This window comes from Burkholderia sp. AcTa6-5 (assembly GCF_017815075.1).
Classification (GTDB): domain Bacteria; phylum Pseudomonadota; class Gammaproteobacteria; order Burkholderiales; family Burkholderiaceae; genus Burkholderia; species Burkholderia sola.
Genome location: NZ_JAGIQE010000046.1, coordinates 1 through 26,243, shown reverse-complemented (window position 1 = coordinate 26,243; position 26,243 = coordinate 1). Strand labels below are relative to the sequence as shown.

Below are 26,243 nucleotides of genomic sequence, written 5' to 3'. Positions count from 1 at the left end.
TCTCAGCGCAACGTTTACAACCACTCCTTCCACAAAACAAAAATGCCCTTCGGTCGCTTAACTGAACGGCATTAGCCGCTTTAGCTCAGGTTTTTCCTGTACGAGCGCGCGCGAACCGAGCAGAAGCGCAACCGCGGCTTCCGATGTCGCCGGCGCAATGCCGGGGGCGTCATCATTCAAATGCCATGCGACAACGAGGCGATACTTCGGAGTTCCGTCCACTGCATAGTGGCTAGAGGCAAACGGCGAGTCGCTTTTGTCCGTGAACCAGTTCTCCGCAAAGTTCACGTTGCGGTCGTTGTCGATCCATCGAACACAGGGCCGCCCTGGCAACTTCAGGCGCTCCCACACAGCCTTGACGTCCGTCGACCATTCCTGCCGGTCGCACTGCATCACGATTTCGAATGAGTTGCTGCGCGACGCCTCAGCCAGCCGCGCCGCCAGTGGCGTCAGAAGGGTTTCCAGCAGGCTGCTGACGCGTGACGCGACGTGGGTTGCGTCGAGGCCTCCAAGCAACATGACCTTCCCCGGATTCTCCGGTGGACTGCCTTCCAGTTTCAGCATGCGTTCGGCCAGGTCGGCTTCGGGCGTGAGAATGACACTGTCGAGCACGGCCATGCCTGCGCGGCTGAGTCGCTGCCATCGGACCAGCAAATGCCAGCGCGCCGCATTCCTGACCGCTGCCTCAAACGCCAAGCCGTCGTAAAACGACGAATAAAGCGCGGCGCAGATCGTGAGCCAAAAAGTAAACGGGACCGCCAGCGCGGAGCGCGTGAATTCCGGCGAGCCAACGGGTTTGCCCGCCGGCCACGTTATCACCGTATAGGCCAGGCACACGCCCGCGATCACGAGGAACAAGACGAGGTAGACCCATACGGGTGGCGGTTTGGGGTGCTGCCACTCGGGCGGCACGCGTTGATCCCAGCGAAATTTCATCGCGTCTCCGTGAATATCGCGTCACGCTTCGATCATCGAGTGGCGCTGCGATGCAATCAGCCGCGGCGACGGATGACACGCGCACCGGCAAAGGTCGTCTTCGAGCGCGGGCTGTTTGTCGCTCAGTTCATGGTCCGAGCGCTCACCGACCGGCTCGATCCGGCCAATGGTGTTGCACGCAGGACATTGGACCCGCGCGCCCACATGGCTCAACTTGCGATCGTCGAGTTCAACGTCATCGAGGCCGTCAAGCACGACGCCGTTCGCCGTCGTCCGGTCATGCTGATAGATCAGCGCACGTTCTCGCATTTCAGCCCCCCACCCATTCCCATTCAGCGTTGCCGGCGTCGTTCGAAATCGACGGCATCGGCTGGCCGCGCCGCATCGTGACGATGCGGGACAGGTCATAGCGGTATTCCGGCGTCGAGTAGCCCGCATTCGCGCGAACGCGCGCCACCCAACGGCCGCCACGCGGACACGCCGCGCCGGGCAAGCTGAACTGCTCCGTGCCTTCGACGTAGGCGGACGAGAATGGCTTCGTGGGAGTCGGGGCACTGCCTTCCCATACCCATTGCACCGGTCCGTTGAGATGGACGCCGTCTCCGGACTCCATCGGCATCTTCACGCTGTCGGTCGTGGCGATGTCGCCGGCCTTGAATGGCATCACTTGCAAGCTGCGGTAGCTGCCGCCGGCATTCAGACGCACTGCGCGATACAGGCCGTCCTCAGCGAACGTCTCACCGGGGTTGATCGGAAAATGTGACAGGCGAGTCCGCTGGTACGCTTCCCACTGCTCGCGCTCCTGCGGCGTCGAGGGATAATCGCGGTCAAAGGTGACGCGGGTCGGATTCTTGTAGTCCGAATGGAAATCGACCCGCACCAGACTGGACTGGATTCCCGAAACCTCGATGTTCATAAACACGCTAACATTGAGATCGTAGCTACCCGCGACGAATTTACTGACGGATGTTGTTTTTATCTTGAAAATTACCGAACTGTGCGGCGCAAGACTGACCTCGCCATCAGTAAATTCGCCCGAATTTTCAAGCAACTTACCCGCCAACCCGAGTCCGAATTTAGAATCACGCGATCCAATTCGGTAGCCGTTTACGCCCAAGATATCCATATTCCTGCCAGTTTCGACATTCCATTTATCAGGCGTCTTGAACTTGATAGGATAATCACCAGTGTTGTCGAATCTGACAGAAACCATGAATCCATCCTTCGTGCGAGCAATAGCAGTGAGCGAAGCATCCAGTTTCACAACTTTTCGCCCACCCTGAACTCCCGCATCCCTTAGCAAGTCCACCAAGTCAGCGATCCTGATTGCAATAGGTCGACTAAAATCTCTCACGTAGCTACTCTTGATCGCTCCACCACATTTTGCGACGTAAAGATCGGAAATTGGCACGTCGCTCTCCGGGTCTTTTGGCGAACATAGCAAATCGGCCAATTTTCTGGCGGATTCAAGGTTTTTACCTTGCAGATTCAATTTATAGACCCCGATTCCACTGCCATCCTTGCTTCCCACGGAATCTCCAATCTGAACCGTCAATACATCACCGGAAACTGCGACTTCGTTATTCCCATATGAATTAATGCTGCCATCCGCCCCGCCATTTGTGATATAGCTGAATTGCATCGCATCATTTTCCATGCCCACACCTCCTCCATTTGCATACCCCACCCAAACAACCGGGGAGACTGCAAGAACGCTTAATGCAATACGCCGGAAATTACGAATCATAGCCGACCCTCCACAACTTGTTTGTCGCCAGCGAGAATTGACGCCGCACATATTCCAGGTAATACGGCTTTATGGTTGCCGTTACCTTACCAATCTGCCACGACGAATTTGCACCGTAACCCATCAGGTTCGTCGGCGAGCGCGCCTGCCACATCATGGTTCCCGCTTTTGCATCGACCAGCGAAAAATCAATCTGCTCACACTTAATGTAAGACTCGTGAAGCCAGCCGCCTCGATCGTAATATTCGTCGGGGAAATTGAAATAATGCCCACACTCGTGCGCCTCGACATTCGCGCGCCCAGAATCATGTACCTCTCCCCGATCGTCCTGCCATTTTTGCCCCTCCCCCCACGACGACGTATCTGCCCGAAGAACAGTCGGATACAGGTGATTCGTAACATGCGGTTTAAACCCAGCAATGGGCGCTCCCCTGACCGATACGCGAAGATCGACCCTGAAATTAACTTTCACCCGGCATCCACACGCAGCCCCTTTAGAGCAACCGTCCAGAATCAACTTGTAGGTTCTCTGGTTCAACACGGCCTCAATCCGATTTCTCAGAGCGTCAACGTCATATTTATCCCCGACCGTATCGCGGTAGTCCATCTTCACACCCTTGACCGTGGAACCAGGCATCATTCGCCAGTGAGTTGTCGCCTCATATGGGACGGTTTGCGGCGAAACTGTGAGATCACGATTTCCGGTGACATCAACCGGAAACAAATCCATCGGAACCAGCATCACCCTGACAGTGCAAGTAATCGTCTTGTCCTGCTCGCTGTACGCGAATTCGAAATTCGAGTCCCTCGAACCACCGCCTCTGATCTGGTTTCCACTGCTGTCTTTCCACGGCGTCCGGTTGTCTAACATCCCCCAATACGGCTTGGCTTCGATATGCTGCCGCACATCAACCTTCAGGTCCGTGATCTTCCAGTCACAGGGAACCGCATTTGCGAGCTTGATTGGATCGGGTGCGACGTAACTTTGCGTCTGATCGTCGGGGCCGTTCAATTCGACCTTGGCTTTCGGCACGTTCGAATCAACGTTCGACGGCTTTCCATCGAAGGGGGAGAAGTCGCTTAGCTTTCCCCCATCAGCCGCAGGTGCGAGGGCACGTGCAACAGCCTCTCTATTACCCTGTGACTCCCATTGCGGCGGGCTCGGCTCAGGCGCCAAGGCCGGCGCTTGTACAAAATTCGGATTGGTACGCCAGATCTCACACTCCGTCTTGAACGGCACGAAAGCCGGCGCGAACGCCGCGCCGCTCAGGTCCAGTTGAGCCGGCCCGGTCTTCTTCAAGCCACTTGTCCTGAAGTGCACACGGCCGCGCGAGCCCATCTCGATCCCTTCCGGATTCACGCGGATATACGAGCCGCCGACGCTGAGCAGGATTTCCTTCGGCGACTTCACGTGCAAAACGCCATTGACCGTTTCGACCGTCATGTCTTCCTGCGCCGCAAGCTGCATGCGGCCTCGCTGAGCCTGCACAATGACCTCGCCGGCCGACGCGATCAGGCTCATGCCCTTCCGCGCGAACAGTGACAACCGACCGCCCGCAGCGGCGGTGATCCTCTTGAGCGCGCTGAAGTGGACTCCTTTCTTCGCGGTCCCGATGATCGAACCATCGGCGGCGAGTTGTACGCCATCGCCCGAGACCACGCCAACCGGTCCCGGTGCAGTCACGACCGCGCCCGGCCTTTTCAATTCGTCCAGCCCGTCGCCGATCGCCTTTTGCGCCTGGGTATCCGCAGGCGATGCCTTCGACGCCTCGGCCGACTTCGCCAGCGATTCGGCTAGCGCCAACATGTCCTTGAGTTGCGCAATCGTCTCGGCCATATCGAGCTGCTTGCCCGCGCCGCCCGGCCGGTCGTAGGCCGTCACCATCACACCTGCGCCGCCTCGCGCAACCGCATGCCCTGAAGTCCGCAGTTCGGCACCCGCGCCTCGCTGGTTCAGTGCGCGGTCCACCATATGGCCGAGATGGAGTTGCGAGCGGCCGGAGTGCTCCGTACCGAGTTCGATGCCTTCCTGATTGTCCCAATCGTCCATCCAGAACGTGTTGCCGGATTGCGTTCGGATCTCGTTACGCGACATGCGCCGTCGTGACGAATTAATCAGGTCGGGGCGCTCGCTATTGTGGATGAAGGATGCAATAAAGGGCTTGTTCGGATTGCCTTCGCGAAAGCCGATCAGGGCTTCGTCGCCGTCCAACGCGGGCATGTGTATGCCCGTATAGTTCCTGCCTGCGAACGGCTTGGCGAGCCGTAACGGAACGCTTTCCCCGCCCTTGGGCCAGTTGCCGAAGTCGCAGTGAAACCGCGCGACATACTCGCCTTTGTCGGTGAGGTAGGCGAATTTGTACCTGTCAGGCGACGTAATAGTCGCGCCTAGCGTGCCGGGAATTTTCGGCCACCGACGCTCGTCAATTTCCAGCCGGTACGGGCGATCGGCCGGAATCGCCGTGAAGCTGTTCACGTAGCTCGCATTCCGCGCGCCGCGATGCACGACCGTCGTCACGAACATGGCCGCGCCGGCATCCTCGAGCGTCCGATCAGACTGCACGATGCTGCCAGGCCGGATCGCGAGCACGGTCGACTCCACCGAGTAACGAATCTGGCTGGCGCGTGCCGCTTCATGGCGCAACTGCGCCTCGCGTTTGGCCCCCTTGGCGTCGTCGTGATGCGTGCCCCAGACATAGGGCTTGCCGATCATGGTCTCGTCGTCCGATACGGCGCGGTCCTCGGCACGGAAGCGCTCCCACGCCTGCTCGGGGTTGTAGTCGGCAACCACATAGGATTCCGGCACGACGCGCGAGCGGACCTTGAAGGAAAAAATCGATTCCTCGAAGGTCGCCAGCCCGGCAGTGGGACGATCCAGTACAGGTATTGCGGGGCGCATATAGCCGTCAACGTCGTCCGCGATCACCAGCACGTCGCCGTGCTCACCGGTCCTTGTGTAGCAGTACAGGCCCGCTTGCTCCATCTCGAGCTTGACGTAGTCCCAGTCGCCCATGTTGTACTGGAAGCGGAACGGGTGCCTGGGATGCTCGCGGCGTAGATTGAATTCGACCTGTATCCAGAAGCGGAGGTCGTAACGCGCCAAAATCTCCTTGATGATTTCCCACGAGGCCATTCCCTGGTACGTGGCGCAATTGCTCGGGCCGTCCATGACGGCCAGATGCTGGCGCATCACAATACGGTAGGTGTAACCATCACGAGATTCCGATACGGAGTCGAACTGCGTCACGAAGCCGGCAAATTCGCGCTTGGCGCGTCCGTCCTCGGGTCGAACCGAAAATTTCGCGAGTTGCCCGAGCACCGTCTTTCTCGGAATCGCAACCGGTGCGGCAACGACCGCCTTGACGCTGTACGGCTCGCAGATCGCCTCGCGCACGACCCACGATACGACCGACACCGTGGGCATGGGAGGCAGTTCGCCCGTCTCCGGATCGCGCTTCGACTTGCGCCGCATCAGCGTCAGATGCGCGGATTGCCGCCCCGTCAAATAACTTGTCACGCGATCGAATTCCGCCATTCTTATCCTCGTTATATCGGGCGCCAGCCATATCACATCGAAACGCGGCCGCTATCCATGGACAAACCATTGCGGAAAATCCGCAACAAATGAAATGAGGCCAACCGAATCAACCAATCCGATTCAATCGTGCGTCAATCCAACAGTCGCTTTCGCCTTGGCATCAGCCGGATGGTGCTGCTGGCCTTGGTCACGCGTGCAGCAAGCGAGCTGCTGGTGAAGGAAAGATGGGGCGGTACGTTCGACTCGTCACTCATCGGGTCTCCTTTCTCGACAAATCGGTGATGGTTGCGCCACACGAAATTTGCGCGAATGAGAAAGATGAATCAATCAGACGAATTCGAAATTCGCAATGCGAATTTTCAAGAGCGCTGACCGGCGTCAAATGCGCCAGTAGTCGCGCGTGTTCAGGGCCGATGAGCCCGGAAGCCGTGCAAAGGATCGAGGTAGTGGTTTGCCAGGTGCGCGAAACCCAATCGACGGACCGATCGAGACGGAGCGCGGCAATGCCAAGATGCGCGGCACTTGCAACGCTCGCGCCGTCCCCGCGTGCGGCAAGCAATCAACGTGTTGCGCCGAGCCGGCAGTTGTCGCCGAAGCTGCGGGTGTTGATGGACTTTCGATGCGAGTGGCTATTCAAGCAGCCCCGATCCGCTCCGCATGAGCCGGCGGCGCCAACGCGTCGCTGTCGTCCTTCAGCCCGACGCCCGTCAACCCGAGCCTGCGCGCATGCGTCATCAGGTAATGCAGCTTGTGCGCGGCGGCCGCGTGCGGCAGCCCTTCGGGCCGCACGTTCGAGATGCAGTTGCGCAGCGCGTCGTGACAGCCGACCTTCGGCGCCCACGTCAGGTACACGCCGAGGCTGTCCGGCGAGCTGAGCCCCGGCCGTTCGCCGATCAGCATCGCGACCACCTTCGCGCGCAGCAGCTCGCCGATCTCGTCGCCGAGCGCGACGCGCGCCTGCGTCGCGACCACCACCGGGCCGATCCGCCAGCCGTCCGCGTCGAGCCGCGGCCGCACGGCCTGCAACAGCGGCAGCGCCTGCTTCGCGGCCGCGAATGCCGACAGCCCGTCGCCGACCACGAACACGACATCCGGCGCGTCGTCGAGCGCCGCCCCGTAGCCGGCCAGCAGCCCGCGGCTGTCGTCCGACAGCTTGCGGCCGAGATCGGGCCGGCGCAGGTAGTGGTCGCGGTCGGGCGCGGCGCTCTGGACGCGCAGCGTCGGCAGCATGCCGGCCGCCTCGATCTCGCGCCGCAGCGCATCCGCGTCGAGCGGCTGGTGCACAGCGTCGCGCGCCTGTGCATGCGACAGGTTGAAGGCCAACAGCGGCGCGGTCGGCAGGCTGTTGCCCGCGCGGCCGAGCGCGATCCGCGCGTTCGTGAACGACTTCAGCTGCGCCCACGGATTCTTCTCGACGGCGTCGCTCATGCGGAAATCCCCATCCAGTCGTTCGCACCCGCGAGCAGCGGCACGCGGGCGCTTGCCGCGCGCAGCGCGCCGTGCGCGTCGGCGATCTCCATCGTCTCCAGCCATTCCTCGAATTCCGGCGCGCGGCGCAGGCCGAGCACCTCGCGTACGTAGAGCTGGTCATGGAACGACGTGCTCTGATAGTTGAGCATCACGTCGTCCGCGCCCGGAATCCCCATGATGAAGTTGATGCCGGCCGCCCCCAGCAGCGTCAGCAGCGTGTCCATGTCGTCCTGGTCGGCTTCCGCGTGGTTCGTGTAGCAGATGTCGCAGCCCATCGGCACGCCGAGCAGCTTGCCGCAGAAGTGATCCTCGAGCCCCGCGCGGATGATCTGCTTGCCGTCGTACAGGTATTCGGGCCCGATGAAGCCGACCACCGTGTTCACGAGGAACGGCTCGAACTTGCGCGCGACCGCATACGCGCGTACTTCGCAGGTCTGCTGATCGACGCCGAAGTGCGCGTTCGCCGACAGCGCGCTGCCCTGGCCCGTCTCGAAATACATCAGGTTGTTGCCGACCGTGCCGCGCTTGAGCGCCAACGCGGCCTCGCGCGCCTCGCCGAGCAGCGCGAGCGAGATCCCGAAGCTCGCGTTCGCCTTCTCGGTGCCCGCGATCGACTGGAACACGAGATCGACCGGCGCGCCCTTCTCGATCGCCGCGATCGTGTTGGTCACGTGGGTAAGCACGCACGACTGCGTCGGCACGCCGTAGCGCTCGCGGAAGCCGTCGATCATCGCGAGCAGCTTCATGATCGCCGCGAGGCTGTCGGTGGCCGGGTTGATGCCGATCATCGCGTCGCCGCAGCCGTACATCAGCCCGTCGAGCATCGACGCGGCGATGCCCTTCACGTCGTCGGTCGGGTGGTTCGGCTGCAGCCGCACCGACATCCGGCCGGCCAACCCGACCGTGTTGCGAAAGCGCGTGACGACGCGGCGCTTTCTCGCGGCCGCGATCAGGTCCTGGTTGCGCATCAGCTTCGACACGGCCGCGACCATCTCGGGCGTGAGGCCGGGCGCGATCCGTTCGAGCGCCGCGCCGTCGGCCGCGGGCGACAGCAGCCAGTTACGGAAATCGCCGACGGTGAGGTGCGAGATCTCGGCGAACGCGTGCGCGTCGTGATCGTCGATGATCAGGCGCGTGACCTCGTCGTCTTCATACGGGATCACCGCTTCGTTCAGGAACGCCTTCAGCGGTACGCCCGCGAGCGCGATCTTCGCGGCGACGCGCTCCTCCTCGCTCGCCGCCGCGACGCCGGCGAGCTGGTCGCCGGAACGCAGCGGGCTCGCCTTCGCGAGCAGCGTCTTCAGGTCCGCGAAGCGGTACGTGCGCGGACCGATCGTCTCCGTATAGGACATCGTTCGAATCTCCTTGCCAAAAGCCGACGGCGCGCCCGTTCGACGGGGCGCGCCGGATGCCGTCAGGAACGGCCTTTCACGTTCACCATCGTCACCGTGCTCACTCCTCCAGCAGCGCGTCGCCGGGTGCGCTCGCGCGCTGCGAACGGGTCGCGAGGAAGTACGCGTAACCGACCGCGAGGAAGCCGACGAACACCAGCGCGACCAGCCCGTTGAAAACCACCATCGTCGCGAGGCAGACGAGCGCCGCCAGGATCGCGAAGGCCGGGAAGATCGGGTACAGCGGCGCGCGGAACGGCCGCGCCAGGTTCGGCTGCGAGCGGCGCAGCTTGAACAGCGACGCCATGCTGACGATATACATCACGATCGCACCGAACACCGACATCGTCACGATATTCGCGGTGAGCGTCTGCCCGCCGAACTGGATCAGCTCGTCGCTGTAGATCGCGGCAATCCCGACCACGCCGCCCGCGAGAATCGCGCGATGCGGGGTCTTGAAGCGCGGATGCACCTTGCCGAGCCATTCGGGCAGGTAGCCTTCGCGGGCCAGCGCGAAGATCTGGCGCGAATAGCCGAGGATGATCCCGTGGAACGACGCGACGAGCCCGAACAGCCCGAGCCACACGAGCATGTGCATCCAGCCGCTGTTCGCGCCGACGATGTACTTCATCGCCTGCGGCAGCGGATCGTTGATGTTCGCGAGCTTGGTCCAGTCGCCCGCGCCGCCGGCGAACACCATCACGCCGATCGCGAGCGCCACGAGGGTCAGGATCCCGGCCACGTACGCGATCGGAATCGAGCGCTTCGGGTTCTTCGCTTCCTCGGCGGCCATCGCGACGCCTTCGATCGCGAGGAAGAACCAGATCGCGAACGGAATCGCCGCGAACATCCCGTGGAACGCGCCCACGCTGAAGTGATCGGCGCCCGACCAGCCGCCCTTCGTGAAATTGCTCCACGTGAAGCCCGGCGACACGACGCCCATGAACACCAGCAGCTCGAAGATCGCGAGCAGCGTGACGACGAGCTCGAAGGTCGCCGCGATCTGCACGCCGACGATGTTCAGCGCCATGAACACGAGATACGCGCCCATCGCCGCGTGTTTCGGTTCGAGCCCCGGAAACTGCACGTGCAGGTACGCGCCGATCGCGAGCGCGATCGCGGGCGGCGCGAACACGAATTCGACCAGCGTCGCCGCGCCGGCCAGATAGCCGCCGGTCGGGCCGAACGCGCGCCGCGCATACGCGAACGGGCCGCCCGCGTGCGGGATCGACGTCGTCAGCTCGGTGAAACTGAAGATGAAGGTGGTGTACATCGCCGCGACGAACAGCGCGGTGATCACGAAACCCAGCGTGCCCGCGCTCGCCCAGCCGTAGCTCCAGCCGAAGTATTCGCCGGAAATCACGAGGCCGACCGCGATGCCCCACAGTTGCCAGGTCCCGAGCGTCTGCTGCAGCGCGGGCTGGCCGGAGGACTTGGCGCCGGCGGCGGGCCGGCCATTCGACTCTGCTTTCATCGGACTCTCCTCAAAGGCGCCGGCCTGCGGGCCCGCGCGACTGAGAATCGATGCTAGAGAGTCATTAAACGACGTGTTATCGAAATTCGGCAAAGATCGCGGCTGACATTTCGCTTGCGGAAACGCTTGCGAAAACGCTCGCGGCAACGCCGGCCGCCCGCGTTGCCACGCCGCTCCGGCCCGCGCGATGCGGGCCGGAGCGGCCGTGCCGGCCGGCGTTACTGGCCGCCGCCGCGCTGGTTGAACCAGCGGTCGAGCAGCTTGCCGGCCGCTTCCCGGCCGCCGAGGCCGAACGACAGCGCGACGGCCACCGCGATCGCGCCGAGCACGAGGCCGAACGCGAGCTGGACGATTTCGTTCGCGATGCCCATCGCGCGCAGCCCCATCGCGAACACGAGGCCGAGGATCGCGAATTGCGCGATCCGCGCGAACAGCACGCTGTGCTCGCGGTCGGCCTGCTCGATCACGCGGCGCGCGAGGCCCGCGAGCCACACGCCGATCACGAGGATCACGCCGCCCGTCAGCACGTGGCCGCCGAATTCGATGAACAGCGTGACGACGTCGCGCACCTGCGTGAAGCCGAGCCGGTTCGCGGCCTCGACCGACGCGAACAGCATCGCGAAGAACACGATCAGCCGCGCGACCAGCACCGACGGCTGCAGGATGCCCGAGAACACGCGCTCGACGCCGAGCACGGCCGGCAGCCCGTCGACGCCGGCCGCTTCCAGCAGCTTCTGCGCGAGCGACGCGACGAAGCGCGCGAAGTAGAACGTGACGAGCACGATCACGATCGCCGCGACGATGTCCGGCACCGCGCCGAGGAACTGGTTCAGCATGTTGGTCGCGGGGATCGAGATCGCGTCGATCTTCAGTGCGTCGAGCGCGGAGATCAGCGTCGGCACGAACACGAACACGTAGACGATCGTGCCGACCAGACTCGACACGCGCACCGGCGTCGGGCTGTCGATGCCTTGCGTGAGGCGGTCGGCGCCGGCGGCGACCAGCAGGTTCGTCACGAGGCCGCGCAGCACGCGCGCGACGATCCAGCCGACGAAGCCGATCACGGCGGCCGCGAAAATGTTCGGCACGATCGCGAGCAGCTTGTCGACCATCCCCTGCACCGGCGACAGCAGGCCCGACAGCGCGAACGACGCGAGGATCGCCGGCAGGAACATCAGGATCACGAGCCAGAACAGCACGTCGCCGAGATAGCCGCTCATCGGCTGCATGCCGGCGCTTTCGGACAGCGTGGCGTCGACCTTGCTCGCCTTCAGCGCGCGGTTCGCGAGGCTGCGCAGCAGCGACGCGATCAGCCACGCGATCAGCGTCAGCGCCGCGCCGCCGATCAGGTTCGGCAGGTAGTTGACGATGTGCGTGACGAGCAGCGAGAACGGATTGGAGACCGCGTACAGGTTGAGCACGTTGAAGATGCCCACCGCGGTGACGAGCAGCACGAGCCAGAACAGGCCGCCGGCGATGATGCGTTCGACGCACGCGCCCTGGCCGGTGCTGTCGGTGATCCGCTGATCGACCTTCAGCGCGTTGAGCAGCCGGAGCGCGCCGGCCCGCACCGCGACGGCGATCAGCCAGCCGATCACCAGGATGCCGATCGCGCCCGCGATCTTGGGCAGGTATCCGCCTAGTGTGGCCTGCAGCGACGTGATGAAGCTGGAAGCATCCATTTCTTCTTCTCCCGAAAACGTGGTGTGGCGATTGAACATCGACGAACGACCTGCGTAATTCGAAAAGCGTGCTGCTGCCCCGTCCGAGCAACTTACCCGAGAAAAATGACGTGATCACCCGATTTCACCGTCTTTAACTTTAGTCATAGATGCCGGAGGGGCAAGACCCCATTTCGCTGAAATTAAAAGGGGACGGACTTCGGACAGCTTCGCATTTCCGCAAGATTTGTCCATTCGGCCCGTGCTACCGTGGCGTCGGTTCCAGCCCGGACACGCCGATGACCCCAGCCGAAACGAAACCCGACCCGCCCGCGTGGGTGCGCTACGCGGCGAGCGTGGCGCGCGTCCACGCGTACATCGGCGCGCATCTCGACGGCCCGCTCGACCTGAACCGGCTCGCCGAAGTCGCGTGCCTGTCGCCGTATCACTGGCAGCGCGTCTACCGCGCGCTGTACGGCGAGTCGATCGTGCTGACGGTGCGGCGGATGCGGATCGTGCGGGCGTCCGAGGATCTGGTCTGCACCGCGCGGCCGCTCGACGAGATCGCGCGGCGCGCGGGCTACGGTTCGACGCACGCGTTCGCGCGGGCATTTCGCGACGCGTACGGCGTGTTGCCCGCGCAGCACCGGCGCACCGGCATCCACCGGCCGATTTATCCACTACAGCGAGGAGAGGAAGACATGTTCAAGCACGAGGTCGAGATCCGGCGGCTGCCGGAACTGCGCGGCTACGCGGTGACGCATACCGGCGCGTACATGAAGGTCGGCGACGCGTTCGGGCGGATCGGCGCGTGGGTCGGGCAGCACGGATTGATCGGCCCGGGCGCGAAGATGATCGGGATTTTCTACGATGATCCGGACACGACGCCCGAAGCACAGTTGCGCGCGAAAGCGTGCATCATGCCGGCCGACGGCGCGCCGGACGTCGCGCCCGTGCCGCCGGTCGAGCGTGCGACGATCGCAGGCGGCGAATACGCGGTACTGCTGCATACCGGGCCGTATGCGGACCTGAAGACGGCCTACCAGTGGCTCTACGGCGACTGGCTGCGTCACTCGGGCCGCGAAGCCGCCGACGCGCCGCCGTTCGAGCTATACCTCAATACGCCGATGGATACGGCGCCGGCCGACCTGCGCACAGAAATTCACCTGCCGCTGCGCTGAGTAAAGGGTGCGTCCCGGAGCCGTGTATCCGGACGGACCGCGACGATATTGCCGGTGCGAGCATGCCGGGGATGACATCGGGCATGCCGGTGCGCCGGCCGTCGAACGAAGCGTGCCGGCCTGTGCTTATGCGTGGCCGGCGCGAAGGTGCGGATAGCGTCAAGCCGCCTGCGTTCCGCAGCCGGGACAGAACCGCGCGTCGGCCGCCAGCGCCGCGTGGCAGCGGCTGCAGGCCTTGCCGCGTTGCGCCGCGCCGCACTGCGTGCAGAAGCGTGCATCGGCTGCGTTGAGTGCGCCGCAGCCCGCGCACGCGAGCTGGCTCAGCGGCAGATTGCCGCCCTGGCCACCGCTGCCCGCGTCGGCCGGCGCCTGCCAGCCCCAGCCGTGGCGATCGCGGCCGCGCGCATCGTGGCCGCCGTGCCCGCCCTGGCGCAGGCCACCGTGACGCCCGCCGCCGTGGCCCCCGTTTCCGCTATTGCTGTGCCCGCTGCCATGACCACCGCCGTGGCCGCCGAGAATCCGTTTCAGGAAGCTCATCGCCCGCTCCTCAACGCTTGGCCGGGACGTCGCCGAACGCCCCGGACGACGACAGCAGCCGCAAACCGTTGGCCACGACGATCAGGCTCGCGCCCGCGTCGGCGAAGACCGCCATCCACATCGTGCCGAGCCCCGCGACCGTGAGGCCGAGGAACACGACCTTCACGCCGAGCGCGAAGCCGATGTTCTGCACCAGCACGCGGTGCGTCGCGCGCGACAGCCGCACGAACGCGGGAATCTTGCGCAGGTCGTCGTCCATCAGCGCGACGTCGGCCGTCTCGATCGCCGTGTCGGTACCCATCGCGCCCATCGCGAAGCCGATGTCGGCGCGCGCGAGCGCCGGCGCATCGTTGATCCCGTCGCCGACCATCCCGACCGCGCCCGCGCCGCCCGCCGACAGTTCCTCGACCGCCGCGAGCTTGTCTTCCGGCAACTGGTTGCCGCGCGCATCGTCGATGCCGGCCTGCCCCGCGATCGCCTGCGCGGTATGCGGGTTGTCGCCCGTCAGCATCGCGGTGCGGATGCCGAGCGCATGCAGATCGGCGATCGCATCGCGGCTCGTGTCCTTGATCGTGTCGGCCACCGCGAAGATGCCGAGCACGCGCGTGGCGTCGACCAGCACGACGACGCTCTTGCCCTGCCGCTCCAGCGCGTCGAGCTTCGCCTCGAGCGCCGCCGAGCAGCGCTCCAGTTCCTCGACGAGCCGGTGATTGCCGAGCCAGTAGCGCGTGCCGTCGATCGTGCCGCACACGCCGCGCCCGACGATCGCTTCGAAGTCCTGCACGTCGGCGAATGCGGTCGTGCCGGCGTCGCGGGCCGCGGCCGCAATCGCCTGCGACACCGGGTGATCGGAGCGCGCCGCGAGGCTCGCGCCGAGATGCCGCACGCGCGCCGCATCGGCACCGTCCGCATGCACGTCGAAGTCGGTCTGCACCGGCTTGCCGTGCGTGATCGTGCCGGTCTTGTCGAGTGCGAGCCACGCGAGCTTGCGCCCTTCTTCCAGATAGACGCCGCCCTTCACGAGAATCCCGCGCCGCGCCGCGGCCGCGAGCCCCGACACGATCGTCACCGGCGTCGAGATCACCAGCGCGCACGGGCACGCGATCACGAGCAGCACGAGCGCACGGTAGATCCAGTCGTGCCACGCGCCGCCCATCACGAGCGGCGGCGCCACCGCGACCAGCAGCGCGACCGCGAACACGATCGGCGTGTAGACGCGCGCGAACTGGTCGACGAAGCGCTGGGTCGGCGCCTTCGCGCCCTGCGCTTCCTCGACCGCGTGGATGATCCGCGCGAGCGTCGAGTTGGCCGCGACGGCCGTCACGCGGTAGTCGAACGAACCCGATTCGTTGATCGTGCCCGCGTACACGGCGTCGCCGCTCGCCTTTTCGACAGGCAGGCTCTCGCCGGTGATCGGCGCCTGGTTGACCGTCGAGCGGCCGGCGACGACCTCGCCGTCCAGCCCGATCCGCTCGCCCGGCTTCACGCGCACGACCGCGCCCAGCGCGACCTGTGCGGCTTCGATCGTGCGCCACGCGCCGTCGGCCTGCTGCACGGTCGCGGTGTCCGGCGCGAGCTGCATCAGCCCCTGGATCGCATTGCGCGCGCGGTCGAGCGACTTCGCCTCGATCAGCTCGGCGATCGTGAACAGCACCATCACCATCGCGGCTTCCGGCCACTGGCCGATCGCCATCGCGCCCGTCACCGCGATGCTCATCAGCGCGTTGATGTTCAGGTTGCCGTTGCGGATCGCGATCCAGCCTTTCTTGTACGTGGTGAGCCCGCACGCGAGCACCGCGGCGAGCGCGAGCGCCGCCGACAGCCACACCGGCAGCCCGGCCCAGGTCGCGCCTTCGGATGCGATCGCGGCGACGCCGGCGAGCGCGAGCGGCCACCACGGTTTGGCGGGCGGCGGCGCGGTGGGCGCTGCCGGTGCATCGGCCGACGCGGCTTCCGGCGTCATCCCGAGCGAGCGGATCGCGCTTTCGAGCGCCGGTTGCGCGCCGGGCACGTGCTCGACGGTCAGCATCCGCTGCATCAGGTTGAATTCGAGCGCCGATACCTGCTGCATGCCGCCGAGCTTTTTGCGGATCAGCGTTTCCTCGGTCGGGCAGTCCATCTGCATGATCCGGAACGCGGAGCGCACGTGACCCGACGCGGTCGCCTGCGCGACCGGCAGCGGCGCGAGCGTCAGCGCGGCAGGCGCGCAGCAGTCGCCGGCCGCGTGGTCGTGGTCGTGGTCGTGGTCGTGGTCGTGGTCGTGGTCGTGGTCGTGGTCGTGGTCGTGGTCGTGGTCGTGACCGGCATGGTCATGCGCGGCGTGGTCGTGCGAGCACGACGCGCCATGCCGATGCGTATCCGTGTGAGCCTCGTCGTGATCGCGGTCATGACCCGCATCGCCATGCGCGGCGTGATCGTGGCCGTGGCCGTGATCGTGATCGTGGTCATGGCCGTGCGCGCGCTCGCCGGCCGCCGGCGCCGCATCGGCAACGGCCGCCGTCTGCGTGTCGCGCGCATCGGCGCAACACGTATCGGCGCCGCCGGCATGACGGTGTCGTGGGTCGTGGGGACGCTGGGCGTCGGTCATGACAACCTCCTTTCGTGGCTTGACGGTGTAGAGTTAACACCCTGAAGCCACTACAAGGTCAACCCTTACACGGGAGAAAGGCATGAAGATTGGCGAACTGGCCAAAGCGGCCCGCTGCACGCCCGAGACGATCCGCTTCTACGAGAAAGAGGGGCTGATGCCAGATGCGGAGCGCACCGATTCGAACTACCGCAACTACACCGACGTGCACGTCGAACGGCTGCGCTTCATCCGCAACTGCCGCGCGCTCGACATGGCGCACGACGAAATCCGCGCGCTGCTGCGGCTCACCGACACGCCGGCCGACCGCTGCGATTCGATCAATTCGCTGCTCGACGATCACATCGGACACGTCGACGCGCGCCTCGCGGAACTCACGCATCTGCGCGACCAGCTCATCGAACTGCGCCGCCAGTGCGTCGGCGAGCACTCGGTCGAGGATTGCGGCATCGTGCACGGTCTCGCGACGATGGAAACCGTCGCGCCGGCCGCGAAGCGCTCGCATCTCGGCTGAAACCCTTGTCAAACAAGATAGTCCGATAGAGAATAGTTGTATTATTACTAGATATATATTTACTATTCATGTCTACGAGCCGTCCGTCCCCGCTCGCGCTGGCCGTCCTCGCGACGCTCACCGAAACGCCGATGCATCCGTACGGGATGCTGCAGCAACTGAAGGCCCGCGGCTACGACGAAGTCGTCAACGTGCGGCAGCGCACGAGCCTGTACCAGACGATCGACCGGCTGCTGCGCGACGGGCTGATCGTCGTGCACGACACCGAGCGTGACGGCGCGTTTCCGGAGCGCACGCTGTATGCGCTGACCGAAGCCGGGCACACGGCCGGGCAGGCGTGGCTGCATGCGCTGCTCGCGGAGCCCGCGCGTGAATTTCCGGCGTTCGGCGCCGGCCTCGCGTTCCTGCCGCTGCTCGATGCGGAAGATGCGCGCCACCAGCTCGAGCTGCGCATCGCGCGTCTCGACGCCGAACGCGAGCGGCTGGAGGCGCTGCGCGCCACCGCGCAGGCCGACCAGGTGCCGCGCCTGTTCCTGTTGCAGAACGAATATGCGCTCGTGCTGCTCAATGCGGAGCTCGAGTGGGCGCGCAGCGTCGTCGAACACCTGAAGATCGGCGCGCTGCGCTGGGTGGACGGCTGATGCGTCGCGCCGGCCGTTTTCCGTGAGGAACGGGCGTCGGCAGCGTCAAAGCACCTTGCCGGGATTCAGGATCCCAAGCGGGTCCAGCGCGGCCTTCAGGCGTCGCATCAATCCGATTTCCGCGTCGCTGCGTGTGTGCGCCAGATAAGGACGTTTGAGCACGCCAATCCCGTGCTCGGCCGACACCGAGCCGCCCATGTCGCGCACCACCGCATACACGCAGCGATCGAGCGCATCGGCATCCGTGTCGGTCATCTCGGCCAGCGACACGCCGATATGCACGTTGCCGTCGCCGACATGGCCGAAGAACAGGCACGTGAGCGCCGGCCAGCGCGCCCGCAACGCCGCCTCGCAGCGTTCGGCGAACGCGCCGAGTTCGCCCGTCGGCAGACTCACGTCGAAGTTGACGAGATGGGGCAGCGCATCGATCGCAAGCCCTTCGCGCAGCGTCCACAAATCGCGCGCCTGCCGCTCGGAAGTCGCGAGCACCGCATCGTCGATGAGCCCTGCATCGAGCCCCGCAGCCAGCCCCGTTTCGAGCGCATGGTGCGCATCGCCGCCCGGCGCGCTCGTCGCGCATTCGATCAACACCACGAAACCGCCGTCGCCGACGAATGGCGCCGACACACCGGGCGTATGGCGCGCGACGTAGTCGTAGAACGCCGGCCACATCGCCTCGAAACTGACGACTTCCGGCAGCGTGCGCACGCGGTTCCACAGCGCGACCACCGCCTCGTAGTCGCGCACGCGGCAGAGCGCCGTGGCCGGCGCCGCCAGCAACGGATGCAGCCGCAGCACCGCGCGCGTGACGACGCCGAGCGTCCCTTCGCTGCCGATGAAGAGCTGCTTCAGGTCGTAGCCCGCGTTGTTCTTCAGCATCCGGTTCATCGACGACACGACCGTGCCATCCGCGAGCACCGCCTCGAGCCCGAGCACCTGCTCGCGCATCATCCCGTAGCGGATCGCGCGCGTGCCGCCCGCATTGGTCGCGAGCATGCCGCCGATCTGGCACGAGCCGCGCGCGCCGAGATCGACGCCGAACGTGAAGCCCGCCGCGTGCGCGGCGTCCTGCACCGTCTGCAGCGGCGTGCCCGCGCGCACGGCGATCGTGCCGGCCGCCGCGTCGAGCGCGTCGATGCCCGCGAAGCGCTCCATCGACAGCACGACCTCGCCGCCCAGCGCGACCGCGCCGCGCGCGAGCCCCGTCAGCCCGCCTTGCGGCACGACCGGCTGGCCGAGCCGCGTGCATAACGCGAGCGTCCTCGACACGTCGTCGACGCTACGCGGGCGCACCAGCGCGCGCGGCCGCACGCCGGCCGGCTCGTTGTACGCGGTGAAGTAACGCGGCTCGATGTCGGCCGCACGCGTGACGAGCGCATCGCCCAGTTCGTCGGCGAGCACGGCAGCGACGGCATCGTCCGGCAGCGGCAGCGGCGTGCCGCCCGGTTCGCTGCCCGCGGCGCTCGGGTTCGGAGTCGGCATCGCGCGCGCCCCCGCTTACTTCGTCGAGATGTCGATATCGCCGAAATACTTCAGGCCGAGCGACTTCACCGTGCCGTCCGCCTTCAGCTTGTCGATCGCCGCGTCGAGCTTCGCCTTCAGCGCGTCGTCGCCCTTGCGCAGGCCGAACGCGATGCCGCTGCCGAGAATCTTGTCGTCGTGCACCGGCTGCCCGACGAACGAGAAGCCCTTGCCGTCCGGGCGCGACAGGAAACCGCGCTGGCCGGACGGCGCGAGCACGAGCGTCGCGTCGAGGCGGCCCGCGACCAGATCCGCATACGCCTGGTTCTGGTCCTGGTACGCGACGACCGCGACGCCGGCCGGCTCCCAGTGCGCCTTCGCGAAGGTTTCCTGGATCGACGCCTGCAGCACGCCCACGCGCTTGCCCTTCAGCGATTCGGGCGTCGGCAGCAGCCCGCTGCCGGTGCGCGCGATCAGCTGGGTCGGCACGCGATAGATGATCGTCGTGAAGTCGATCGCCTGGCGCCGCTGCTCGGTCGCGTTCATCGCCGAGTTGATCGCGTCGAACTTGCGGCCCTTCAGCGCCGGAATCAGCCCGTCGAACGAGGTCTCGACCCATTTGCACGACAGCTTCGCCGTCTGGCAGACGGCATTGCCGACGTCGATGTCGAAGCCCTGCAGGTCGCCGTTCGGCGCCTTCGATTCGAACGGCGGGTATTGCGCTTCGAGGCCGAAGCGCAGCGTCGGCGCATCGGCGAGCGCCGCGCCGGAGCCGATGGCGCACGCGAGTGCGAATGCGAGTTTCAGGGTTGCCGTGTGCTTCATCGTGATCTCCAAGTGTCCGGTCGATGCGACGTCTCCGCCGCCGGTTGTCCTACAGCGAACGCAGCCGCCGCGCGCCTTCGACCAGCGTCGCGTCGTCCTTCGAAAAACTGAGCCGGATCACGCCGGCGTCGGTGCCGTCGGTATAGAACGCCGACAGCGGAATCGTCGCGACGCGCGCGTCGCGGATCAGGCGCAGCACGAAATCGCTGTCGCTTTCATCCGAGAAGTGGCGAAAGCGCGCGAGCATGAAGAACGAGCCTTCGCTCGGCAGCAGCTCGAAACGCGAATCGGCCAGCTCGCGCGCGAGCAGGTCGCGCTTGGCCTGGTAGAACGCCGAGAGGCCGAGATAGCTGTCCGGCCGCGCGAGGATCCCCGCGAACGCGACCTGCATCGGCGTATCGGCCGAGAACACCATGAACTGGTGCACCTTGCGGATCTCGTCCATCAGTTCGGCCGGCGCGAGGCAATGGCCGACCCGCCAGCCGGTCACGTGGAACGACTTGCCGAACGACGACACGATCACGCTGCGCTCGGCCAGCTCGCGGTGGCGCGCGACGCTCTGGTGCTGCGCGCCGTCGAACACGACGTGCTCGTAGACTTCGTCGGACAGCACCACGATCCCCGTGTCGCGCGTGAGCTGCGCGAGCCGCTCGAGATCGTCGGCGGAGAACACCGTCGCGGTCGGGTTGTGCGGCGTGTTGACGATGATCATCCGCGTGCGCGGCGTGATGGCCGCGGCCACCTCGTCCCAGTTCACGCGGAAATGCTCGGGCGACAGCTTGATCGCGACCGGCGTCGCGCCTTGCAGCCGCACGATCGGCGCATAGCTGTCGAACGACGGCTCGAAATAGATCACCTCGTCGCCCGGATGCACGAGCGCGCTGATCGCCGCGTACAGCCCCTCGCTCGCGCTCGCGATCACCGTGATCTCGGTCGCCGGATCGTAGCGCGCGCCGTACAGCGCCTCGGTCTTCTCGGCGAGCCGCTCGCGCAGCGCGATCACGCCGGCCATCGGCGCGTACTGGTTGTGACCGTCGCGCATCGCGCGCGCGACGCCTTCGACGAGCGCCGGATCGGGCGCGAAATTCGGCGCGCCCTGCGACAGGTTCAATGCGTCGTGTTGAGCAGCCAGTTGGCCGATCACCGTGAAGATCGTCGTCCCGACGTCGGGCAGTTTCGAACGGGGCGCGGTGGCGCTTCGCATGACTCCTCCTCCTGATGTCCTTCGGGCGGGCCGCGCCGTGCGCGACCTGCATCTGCCGCATGATTTAGCCCGAACCAATATCGGCGGACAATCGAAAGTTCGTCATGGAGGCCATGCATTTTTCTCATGGTTCGCCGGGAGAAGAGCCTGGCGGCAAGGCGGGTCTGCGCGCCTGATATGCGAATCAGGCATTTCCCCTGGGAAGGCTACGCGTCCGCGGCCGCGAGATACGCGAGCAGCACGGCTCGCAGTTCGCGGCGCTGCGCGGCGAAATCGAGCGCGGGCCCGAGCGTCAGCAGCGCCTGCGACAGGCCGCCGTAGCAGATCGTATGGGCCATCCGCGCGAGCCCGTCGAGCCGCGCGGCGGGCGGCGGATCGGCCGCGTGGGCCAGCGCGTCGCGCCACAGCGCGACATAGGCGTCGTAATGCCGGCGATAGGCGGTCAGCGGCGACACCTGCCGCTCCAGCGCGAACAGCGCGCCCCACAGCGCCGCGTCGGCGGCGATCGTATCGACCTGGAGATCGACCAGCGCGACGGCGAGCTCGGCCCGCGGCGCACCGCGCAGCCGCTGCACCGCGTCGCGCAGCCGGTCGGCCAGCGCCAGCACGCGGCGATGAATACAGAGCGCCGCGAGGCTCTGCTTGTCGCCGAAATACTCGTAGAAGGTGCCGATGCTGACACCCGCGACGGCCGCGATCTCGCGGATCGTCGCCTTCGCGTAGCCGCGTTCGAGCAAAAGCTGAACGAACGCCTGTTGCAGCGCGTCGGAGCTCGCCTGCGCGCGCGACTGGCGCGGCCGGCGACGCAACGCGGGCGCGGGTTGCGCCGCCGGCGAGCCGGGCGGCGCCGGAACCTGAACATGTCGCGGCGGCATATTTGCTACTCTGAATTCAGCAGGGAATACGTTTTACCGGAAGCCGGAACCCGCGCCGAAGGGCCGTTGCGCGCGGCATGACGCCGGCTGACCGCGCAGCATCAGACCGGAGACACCCGCGATGACCGACTCGACTCACGCCGTCACGAACCAGTTCGACGAACTCGTCGACTATAACCTCTTCGCGACGGATCTCGCGCTGCGCGACGCGCTCGTCCGGGCCGGCGCCGACTGGGCCGTACCGCAGCTCGACGCATACGGCGCGCGGCTCGGCAGCGCCGACACCGCGCAACTCGCCGACGAAGCGAACCGCCACACGCCCGAACTGAACGCGTTCGACCGGCGCGGCCGGCGCATCGACCGCGTCGACTTCCATCCCGCCTGGCACGCGCTGCTCGGCCAGTATCGTCACGAAGGCTTCGTGTCGCTCGCGTTCCGCGAGTCGCGCCGCGGCCGCTGGGCCGCGACGGCCGCCGGCTTCTACCTGCACGGCCAGATCGAGGCCGGCACGCTGTGCCCGGCGACGATGACGCAAGCCGCGATTCCCGTGCTGCAGAAAGAGCCGGCGCTGTGGGACCTGCTGCGCGACAAGCTCTACAGCGACGACTACGATGCGCGCGACGTGCCGGTCGCCGACAAGCGCGCGATCTGGTTCGGCATGGGCATGACCGAGAAACAGGGCGGCTCCGACGTGCGCGCGAACACGACGCTCGCCACGCCGGTCGGCGCGGGCGGCCGCGGCGGCGAATACCGGCTGCGCGGCCACAAGTGGTTCTTTTCCGCGCCGATGTGCGACGCGCACCTCGTCGTCGCGCGCACCGAAGCCGGCGGCCCGTCGTGCTTCTACGTGCCGCGCTGGCGGCCGGACGGCACGAAAAACGCGGTCGAGATCCAGCGGCTGAAGAACAAGGTCGGCAACCGCAGCAACGCGAGCAGCGAGATCGAGCTGAACGATGCGTGGGGGATCATGCTCGGCGATGAAGGCCGCGGCATTCCGACCATCATCGAGATGGCCACCTACACGCGGCTGAACTGCGTGCTCGGCAGCGCGGCGATGCTGCGCCAGGGCGTCGTGCAGGCGATCGCGTACACGCGCCAGCGTCACGCGTTCGGCCGCGCGCTCGCCGAGCAGCCGCTGATGCGCACCGTGCTCGCCGATCTCGCGCTCGAAAGCGAGGCGGCGCTGTCGCTCGCGATGCGGCTCGCCGACGCGTTCGAACGCGACGACACCCCGCGCGAACGCGCATGGAAGCGGATCGTCACGCCCGCCGCGAAATTCTGGGTCTGCAAGCGCGCGGTCGAGCTGACCGGCGAGGTGATGGAAGTGTTCGGCGGCAACGGCTACGTCGACGACGGCCCGATCGCGCGCCTGTTCCGCGAGGCGCCCGTCAACTCGATCTGGGAAGGCTCGGGCAACGTGATGTGCCTCGACGTGCTGCGCGCGGTGTCGCGCGAGCCCGATGCGGCCGCCGCGCTGTTCGACGAACTCGCCGACCTCGGCGCGGGCGAACCGCGCATCCGCGCGGCGCTCGACGCGTTGCGCGCGATGCTCGCCGCCCCGGCCGACACGCTCGAAGCGTCGGGCCGCGTGTTCGCGCAGCGGCTCGCGCTCGTCGCGCAGGCGTGCCTGCTGCGCCGCGATGCACCGGCGGCCGTCGCCGACGCGTTCGTCGCGACACGGCTCGCCGCGCCCGACTGGGGCCGTATCGCGGGCGGCTTCGATCCGCGCGCGATCGACGTCGCCGCGCTGCTGCAGCGCGCGTACCCGGCCTGACGCCGGCCCGCTCAACCGAATTCGCGTTCGTTCGCCCGCCCGGAGCCCCGATGAACCTCGTCGCCGCCCTCGACCGCGCCGCCCGTGCGACGCCCGACAAGCCGTTCCTCGTCAGCGAATCCGCGACGATCACGTATGCGGCCGCACGCGAGCGTTCGCACGGCGCGGCGGCCGTTCTGAGCGCGCTCGGCGTCGCGGCCGGCGACCGCGTCGCCGCGATGTGCTTCAACACGCCGGCCTTCGTCGACCTGATGTTCGGCGCATGGCGGCTCGGCGCGGCGTTCGTGCCGATCAACCACAAGCTGCAGGCGCCGGAAGTCGACTACGTGCTCGAACACAGCGGCAGCACCGTGCTGCTGTTCGACGTCGCGCTCGCGCCGGTGGTCGAGCGCATCGTGCATCCGGCGCGGCGGCTCGTGACCGAAGGCGAACTCGACGGCGTGCCGAACTTCGACACGATGTGCGCGACGATGGACGGCCTCGCGGGCATCGAGCCGGCCGACGGCGACGTCGCGCAGATCCTCTACACGTCCGGCACGACCGGCCGCCCGAAGGGTTGCGTGCACAGTCATCGCACGGTGACGCTCGCCGCGATGCAGGCGGCGCTCGCGACCGGCATCGGCCGCAACGAACGCACGCTGATGGCGATGCCGATCTGGCATTCGTCGCCGCTGAACAACTGGTTCGGCGGCACGCTGGTCGCGGGCGGCACCGTCGTGCTGCTGCGCGAATACCATCCGCTGCGCTTCCTGCAGACCGTCGAGCGCGAGCGCGTGACGCTGTATTTCGGCGCGCCGGTGTCGTACACGCTGCCGCTCGACACGGTCGACGGCTTCGCGGCGTTCGATCTGTCGAGCGTGCGCGCGTGGCTGTACGGCGGCGGCCCGATCGGCGCCGCGCAGGCCGAACGGCTTGCGCACGCGTATCGCAGCCGCGCGTTTTTCCAGGTGTACGGAATGACGGAAACCGGGCCGGCCGGCACGACGCTGTATCCGGACGAGCAGATCGCGAAGGCCGGCTCGATCGGCCGCCACGGCGGCCCGGGCGTCGACCTGAGGGTCGTGCGGATGGACGGTGTCGATGCGCGGCCGGGCGAAACCGGCGAGATCTGGCTGAAGACCGACTGCATGATGCGCGGCTATCTCGACGACGCGGCCGCGACGCGCGCCGCGTTCGCGCCGGACGGCTGGTATCGCACCGGCGACCTCGCGCGGATCGATCAGGATGGCTATCTGTTCATCGTCGACCGGCTGAAGGACATGATCGTCACCGGCGGCGAGAACGTCTATTCGAAGGAGGTGGAGGACGTGCTCGGTGCGCACCCGGACATCGCCGAGGCGGCCGTCGTCGGCGTCGCGCATCCGGACTGGGGCGAGACGGTCGTCGCGCACGTGGTGACGCGGGCGAACGCGGCGGCCGATGCGGACGCGCTGCGCGCGTTCTGCGGCGAGCGGCTCGCGGCGTACAAGATCCCGCGCGAGTTCGCGTTCGTGCAGGCGCTGCCGCGCACGCCGACCGGCAAGTTGCAGAAGTTCTTGCTGCGCGTGCGCAGGGACTGAGTATCCGCGATTGAGCTAGCGCATTCGCGCACGCGCGGTCAATGCAACAGGCGGAACGGAACAAGTAATAGAAGTTACCAGCGCTGAATCATATTCGTCCGATTGATCGACGTTTCGTATCTGGAATAGCGTCTCTAGGCAGCCATTCCATTTACTGAGACAGGGAAGCCGGATGAAAAACGAACACAAAGCACCGACCCATCTTTTCGCCACCGTTGGCGCACTCACGGAACGCGGTGGACGCGTCACCACCGCAACCAGCGGCCTCAACCTGGCAGGATTAGAAGTCGCCTGCGTCGGCGACGTAGTGACCTATGACGACGGCAGCGAGGCCGCGATTATCGAAGGCGCGGGAAACAACCATAGCGGAGGTAAGCCGTTCGCGCTGGTCGGCAGCCGGTTGAGCAACGGTGACCGAATTACCGAAACGCCGCGCACCTCATGGGGCATTCACGTGCGGGAGGGGCAAAGCATTGCGGGCCTGTTCGATCCCACCTATGTGCCGCCACCCGCACCGCCTGCCTATAGACTGGCGGTACGTGGCGCGACAACAGCGCGCGGCGATGCATTGCGCGAGCCGTCCGGCACGTGGGAAGTAGCGTCGCACCTGGGAAAGCCTGCCACGGTGGGCGACCTGATCCACTATCCGGACGGTTCAACCGCGCGCGTGACGAGCGGTCTGGGTTTGGCAGACGGGCCCGACTTCGCGCCGCTCGCATTCGTTGGCAGCGAACTCGATAACGGCGACACGATCACCGATAGTCCAGAACGACAAGGCGTAGCGTCGTCCATTGTATTTAGCGTCGTCACCCGCTCGTCCATGCCCCGCTGAGGTAGCGTCCATGATTCGCTACTTTCTTGCCAAAGG

General features: G+C 66.1%; 20 protein-coding genes. 6 read left to right on the top strand and 14 right to left on the bottom strand.

Annotation, left to right across the window (positions count from 1 at the left end; all coding sequences use genetic code 11):
* Window positions 1–57 precede the first annotated feature (57 nt).
* The 8 genes from J8I33_RS33670 to J8I33_RS33635 all read right to left on the bottom strand — a co-directional run bounded on the left by J8I33_RS33670 (window position 58) and on the right by J8I33_RS33635 (window position 12,238).
* Window positions 58–936, bottom strand: coding sequence for a hypothetical protein (locus J8I33_RS33670; protein WP_209939967.1), 879 nt, complete (start codon window positions 934–936; stop codon window positions 58–60).
* A 21-nt stretch (window positions 937–957) separates the two neighbouring features.
* Window positions 958–1,245: a PAAR domain-containing protein gene (locus J8I33_RS33665; protein ID WP_046547487.1), complete on the bottom strand. Its 288-nt coding sequence runs from the start codon at window positions 1,243–1,245 to the stop codon at window positions 958–960.
* A 1-nt stretch (window position 1,246) separates the two neighbouring features.
* On the bottom strand, window positions 1,247–2,683 hold the full coding sequence (locus J8I33_RS33660; RefSeq protein ID WP_245172628.1) for a hypothetical protein: 1,437 nt from the start codon (window positions 2,681–2,683) through the stop codon (window positions 1,247–1,249).
* Window positions 2,673–6,218, bottom strand: coding sequence for a type VI secretion system Vgr family protein (locus tag J8I33_RS33655; RefSeq protein WP_209939965.1), 3,546 nt, complete (start codon window positions 6,216–6,218; stop codon window positions 2,673–2,675). The genes J8I33_RS33660 and J8I33_RS33655 overlap by 11 nt, the downstream gene beginning before the upstream one ends.
* A gap of 636 nt (window positions 6,219–6,854) precedes the next feature.
* Window positions 6,855–7,649 (bottom strand): ethanolamine ammonia-lyase subunit EutC, encoded by a 795-nt coding sequence (eutC, locus tag J8I33_RS33650; protein WP_050015872.1) that lies wholly within the window; start codon window positions 7,647–7,649, stop codon window positions 6,855–6,857.
* Window positions 7,646–9,043: an ethanolamine ammonia-lyase subunit EutB gene (locus J8I33_RS33645; protein WP_209939964.1), complete on the bottom strand. Its 1,398-nt coding sequence runs from the start codon at window positions 9,041–9,043 to the stop codon at window positions 7,646–7,648. The genes eutC and J8I33_RS33645 overlap by 4 nt, the downstream gene beginning before the upstream one ends.
* Before the next feature lie 100 nt (window positions 9,044–9,143).
* Window positions 9,144–10,556 (bottom strand): ethanolamine permease, encoded by a 1,413-nt coding sequence (eat, locus tag J8I33_RS33640; protein WP_050015869.1) that lies wholly within the window; start codon window positions 10,554–10,556, stop codon window positions 9,144–9,146.
* A 218-nt stretch (window positions 10,557–10,774) separates the two neighbouring features.
* A complete protein-coding gene (locus J8I33_RS33635; protein WP_209926192.1) occupies window positions 10,775–12,238 on the bottom strand; it encodes a mechanosensitive ion channel in 1,464 nt (487 codons plus the stop codon).
* Between the two features lie 278 nt (window positions 12,239–12,516).
* Here J8I33_RS33635 and J8I33_RS33630 point away from each other — a divergent pair, with 278 nt between their 5' ends.
* A complete protein-coding gene (locus J8I33_RS33630) occupies window positions 12,517–13,398 on the top strand; it encodes an AraC family transcriptional regulator (protein ID WP_209926193.1) in 882 nt (293 codons plus the stop codon).
* Window positions 13,399–13,557: 159 nt separating this feature from the next.
* On the opposite strand, the gene J8I33_RS33625 is transcribed toward J8I33_RS33630, so the two are convergent.
* On the bottom strand, window positions 13,558–13,935 hold the full coding sequence (locus J8I33_RS33625; protein ID WP_124594443.1) for a zinc ribbon domain-containing protein: 378 nt from the start codon (window positions 13,933–13,935) through the stop codon (window positions 13,558–13,560).
* 10 nt (window positions 13,936–13,945) lie between these two features.
* Window positions 13,946–16,522 (bottom strand): heavy metal translocating P-type ATPase, encoded by a 2,577-nt coding sequence (locus J8I33_RS33620; protein WP_209939963.1) that lies wholly within the window; start codon window positions 16,520–16,522, stop codon window positions 13,946–13,948.
* Window positions 16,523–16,604: 82 nt separating this feature from the next.
* On the opposite strand from J8I33_RS33620, the gene cadR reads away from it, so the two are divergent.
* A complete protein-coding gene (cadR, locus tag J8I33_RS33615; RefSeq protein ID WP_209939962.1) occupies window positions 16,605–17,036 on the top strand; it encodes a Cd(II)/Pb(II)-responsive transcriptional regulator in 432 nt (143 codons plus the stop codon).
* Window positions 17,037–17,104: 68 nt separating this feature from the next.
* Entirely contained in the window at window positions 17,105–17,677 is a 573-nt protein-coding gene (locus J8I33_RS33610) for a PadR family transcriptional regulator (protein WP_124555763.1), read from the top strand.
* Between the two features lie 45 nt (window positions 17,678–17,722).
* Here the strand turns inward: J8I33_RS33610 and J8I33_RS33605 are convergent, their stop codons facing one another.
* From J8I33_RS33605 to J8I33_RS33590, 4 genes are all read right to left on the bottom strand, one after another.
* Window positions 17,723–19,159 (bottom strand): FAD-binding oxidoreductase, encoded by a 1,437-nt coding sequence (locus tag J8I33_RS33605; RefSeq protein ID WP_209939961.1) that lies wholly within the window; start codon window positions 19,157–19,159, stop codon window positions 17,723–17,725.
* 15 nt (window positions 19,160–19,174) lie between these two features.
* Window positions 19,175–19,963 (bottom strand): ABC transporter substrate-binding protein, encoded by a 789-nt coding sequence (locus J8I33_RS33600; RefSeq protein ID WP_006477297.1) that lies wholly within the window; start codon window positions 19,961–19,963, stop codon window positions 19,175–19,177.
* Between the two features lie 49 nt (window positions 19,964–20,012).
* Window positions 20,013–21,167 carry a pyridoxal phosphate-dependent aminotransferase gene (locus J8I33_RS33595; RefSeq protein ID WP_209939960.1) on the bottom strand — a complete coding sequence of 385 codons (1,155 nt, stop codon included), beginning with the start codon at window positions 21,165–21,167 and terminating at the stop codon, window positions 20,013–20,015.
* Window positions 21,168–21,373: 206 nt separating this feature from the next.
* Window positions 21,374–22,042 carry a TetR/AcrR family transcriptional regulator gene (locus tag J8I33_RS33590; RefSeq protein ID WP_124594448.1) on the bottom strand — a complete coding sequence of 223 codons (669 nt, stop codon included), beginning with the start codon at window positions 22,040–22,042 and terminating at the stop codon, window positions 21,374–21,376.
* Window positions 22,043–22,163: 121 nt separating this feature from the next.
* Between J8I33_RS33590 and J8I33_RS33585 the strand changes: the two genes are divergently transcribed.
* The 3 genes from J8I33_RS33585 (at window position 22,164) to J8I33_RS33575 (ending at window position 26,207) form a co-directional block, all read left to right on the top strand.
* Window positions 22,164–23,816, top strand: coding sequence for an acyl-CoA dehydrogenase family protein (locus J8I33_RS33585; RefSeq protein WP_209939959.1), 1,653 nt, complete (start codon window positions 22,164–22,166; stop codon window positions 23,814–23,816).
* A gap of 50 nt (window positions 23,817–23,866) precedes the next feature.
* Window positions 23,867–25,375: an AMP-binding protein gene (locus tag J8I33_RS33580; RefSeq protein WP_209939958.1), complete on the top strand. Its 1,509-nt coding sequence runs from the start codon at window positions 23,867–23,869 to the stop codon at window positions 25,373–25,375.
* A gap of 172 nt (window positions 25,376–25,547) precedes the next feature.
* Window positions 25,548–26,207, top strand: coding sequence for a PAAR domain-containing protein (locus tag J8I33_RS33575; RefSeq protein ID WP_209939957.1), 660 nt, complete (start codon window positions 25,548–25,550; stop codon window positions 26,205–26,207).
* The last annotated feature ends 36 nt before the right edge of the window (window positions 26,208–26,243 follow it).

What these genes read in the sequence shown, in the direction of transcription:
- J8I33_RS33670 (WP_209939967.1), bottom strand. Translation starts at nt 936, where the DNA reads ATGAAATTTCGCTGGGATCAACGCGTGCCGCCCGAGTGGCAGCACCCC.
- J8I33_RS33665 (WP_046547487.1), bottom strand. Translation starts at nt 1,245, where the DNA reads ATGCGAGAACGTGCGCTGATCTATCAGCATGACCGGACGACGGCGAAC.
- J8I33_RS33660 (WP_245172628.1), bottom strand. Translation starts at nt 2,683, where the DNA reads ATGATTCGTAATTTCCGGCGTATTGCATTAAGCGTTCTTGCAGTCTCC.
- J8I33_RS33655 (WP_209939965.1), bottom strand. Translation starts at nt 6,218, where the DNA reads ATGGCGGAATTCGATCGCGTGACAAGTTATTTGACGGGGCGGCAATCC.
- eutC (WP_050015872.1), bottom strand. Translation starts at nt 7,649, where the DNA reads ATGAGCGACGCCGTCGAGAAGAATCCGTGGGCGCAGCTGAAGTCGTTC.
- J8I33_RS33645 (WP_209939964.1), bottom strand. Translation starts at nt 9,043, where the DNA reads ATGTCCTATACGGAGACGATCGGTCCGCGCACGTACCGCTTCGCGGAC.
- eat (WP_050015869.1), bottom strand. Translation starts at nt 10,556, where the DNA reads ATGAAAGCAGAGTCGAATGGCCGGCCCGCCGCCGGCGCCAAGTCCTCC.
- J8I33_RS33635 (WP_209926192.1), bottom strand. Translation starts at nt 12,238, where the DNA reads ATGGATGCTTCCAGCTTCATCACGTCGCTGCAGGCCACACTAGGCGGA.
- J8I33_RS33630 (WP_209926193.1), top strand. Translation starts at nt 12,517, where the DNA reads ATGACCCCAGCCGAAACGAAACCCGACCCGCCCGCGTGGGTGCGCTAC.
- J8I33_RS33625 (WP_124594443.1), bottom strand. Translation starts at nt 13,935, where the DNA reads ATGAGCTTCCTGAAACGGATTCTCGGCGGCCACGGCGGTGGTCATGGC.
- J8I33_RS33620 (WP_209939963.1), bottom strand. Translation starts at nt 16,522, where the DNA reads ATGACCGACGCCCAGCGTCCCCACGACCCACGACACCGTCATGCCGGC.
- cadR (WP_209939962.1), top strand. Translation starts at nt 16,605, where the DNA reads ATGAAGATTGGCGAACTGGCCAAAGCGGCCCGCTGCACGCCCGAGACG.
- J8I33_RS33610 (WP_124555763.1), top strand. Translation starts at nt 17,105, where the DNA reads ATGTCTACGAGCCGTCCGTCCCCGCTCGCGCTGGCCGTCCTCGCGACG.
- J8I33_RS33605 (WP_209939961.1), bottom strand. Translation starts at nt 19,159, where the DNA reads ATGCCGACTCCGAACCCGAGCGCCGCGGGCAGCGAACCGGGCGGCACG.
- J8I33_RS33600 (WP_006477297.1), bottom strand. Translation starts at nt 19,963, where the DNA reads ATGAAGCACACGGCAACCCTGAAACTCGCATTCGCACTCGCGTGCGCC.
- J8I33_RS33595 (WP_209939960.1), bottom strand. Translation starts at nt 21,167, where the DNA reads ATGCGAAGCGCCACCGCGCCCCGTTCGAAACTGCCCGACGTCGGGACG.
- J8I33_RS33590 (WP_124594448.1), bottom strand. Translation starts at nt 22,042, where the DNA reads ATGCCGCCGCGACATGTTCAGGTTCCGGCGCCGCCCGGCTCGCCGGCG.
- J8I33_RS33585 (WP_209939959.1), top strand. Translation starts at nt 22,164, where the DNA reads ATGACCGACTCGACTCACGCCGTCACGAACCAGTTCGACGAACTCGTC.
- J8I33_RS33580 (WP_209939958.1), top strand. Translation starts at nt 23,867, where the DNA reads ATGAACCTCGTCGCCGCCCTCGACCGCGCCGCCCGTGCGACGCCCGAC.
- J8I33_RS33575 (WP_209939957.1), top strand. Translation starts at nt 25,548, where the DNA reads ATGAAAAACGAACACAAAGCACCGACCCATCTTTTCGCCACCGTTGGC.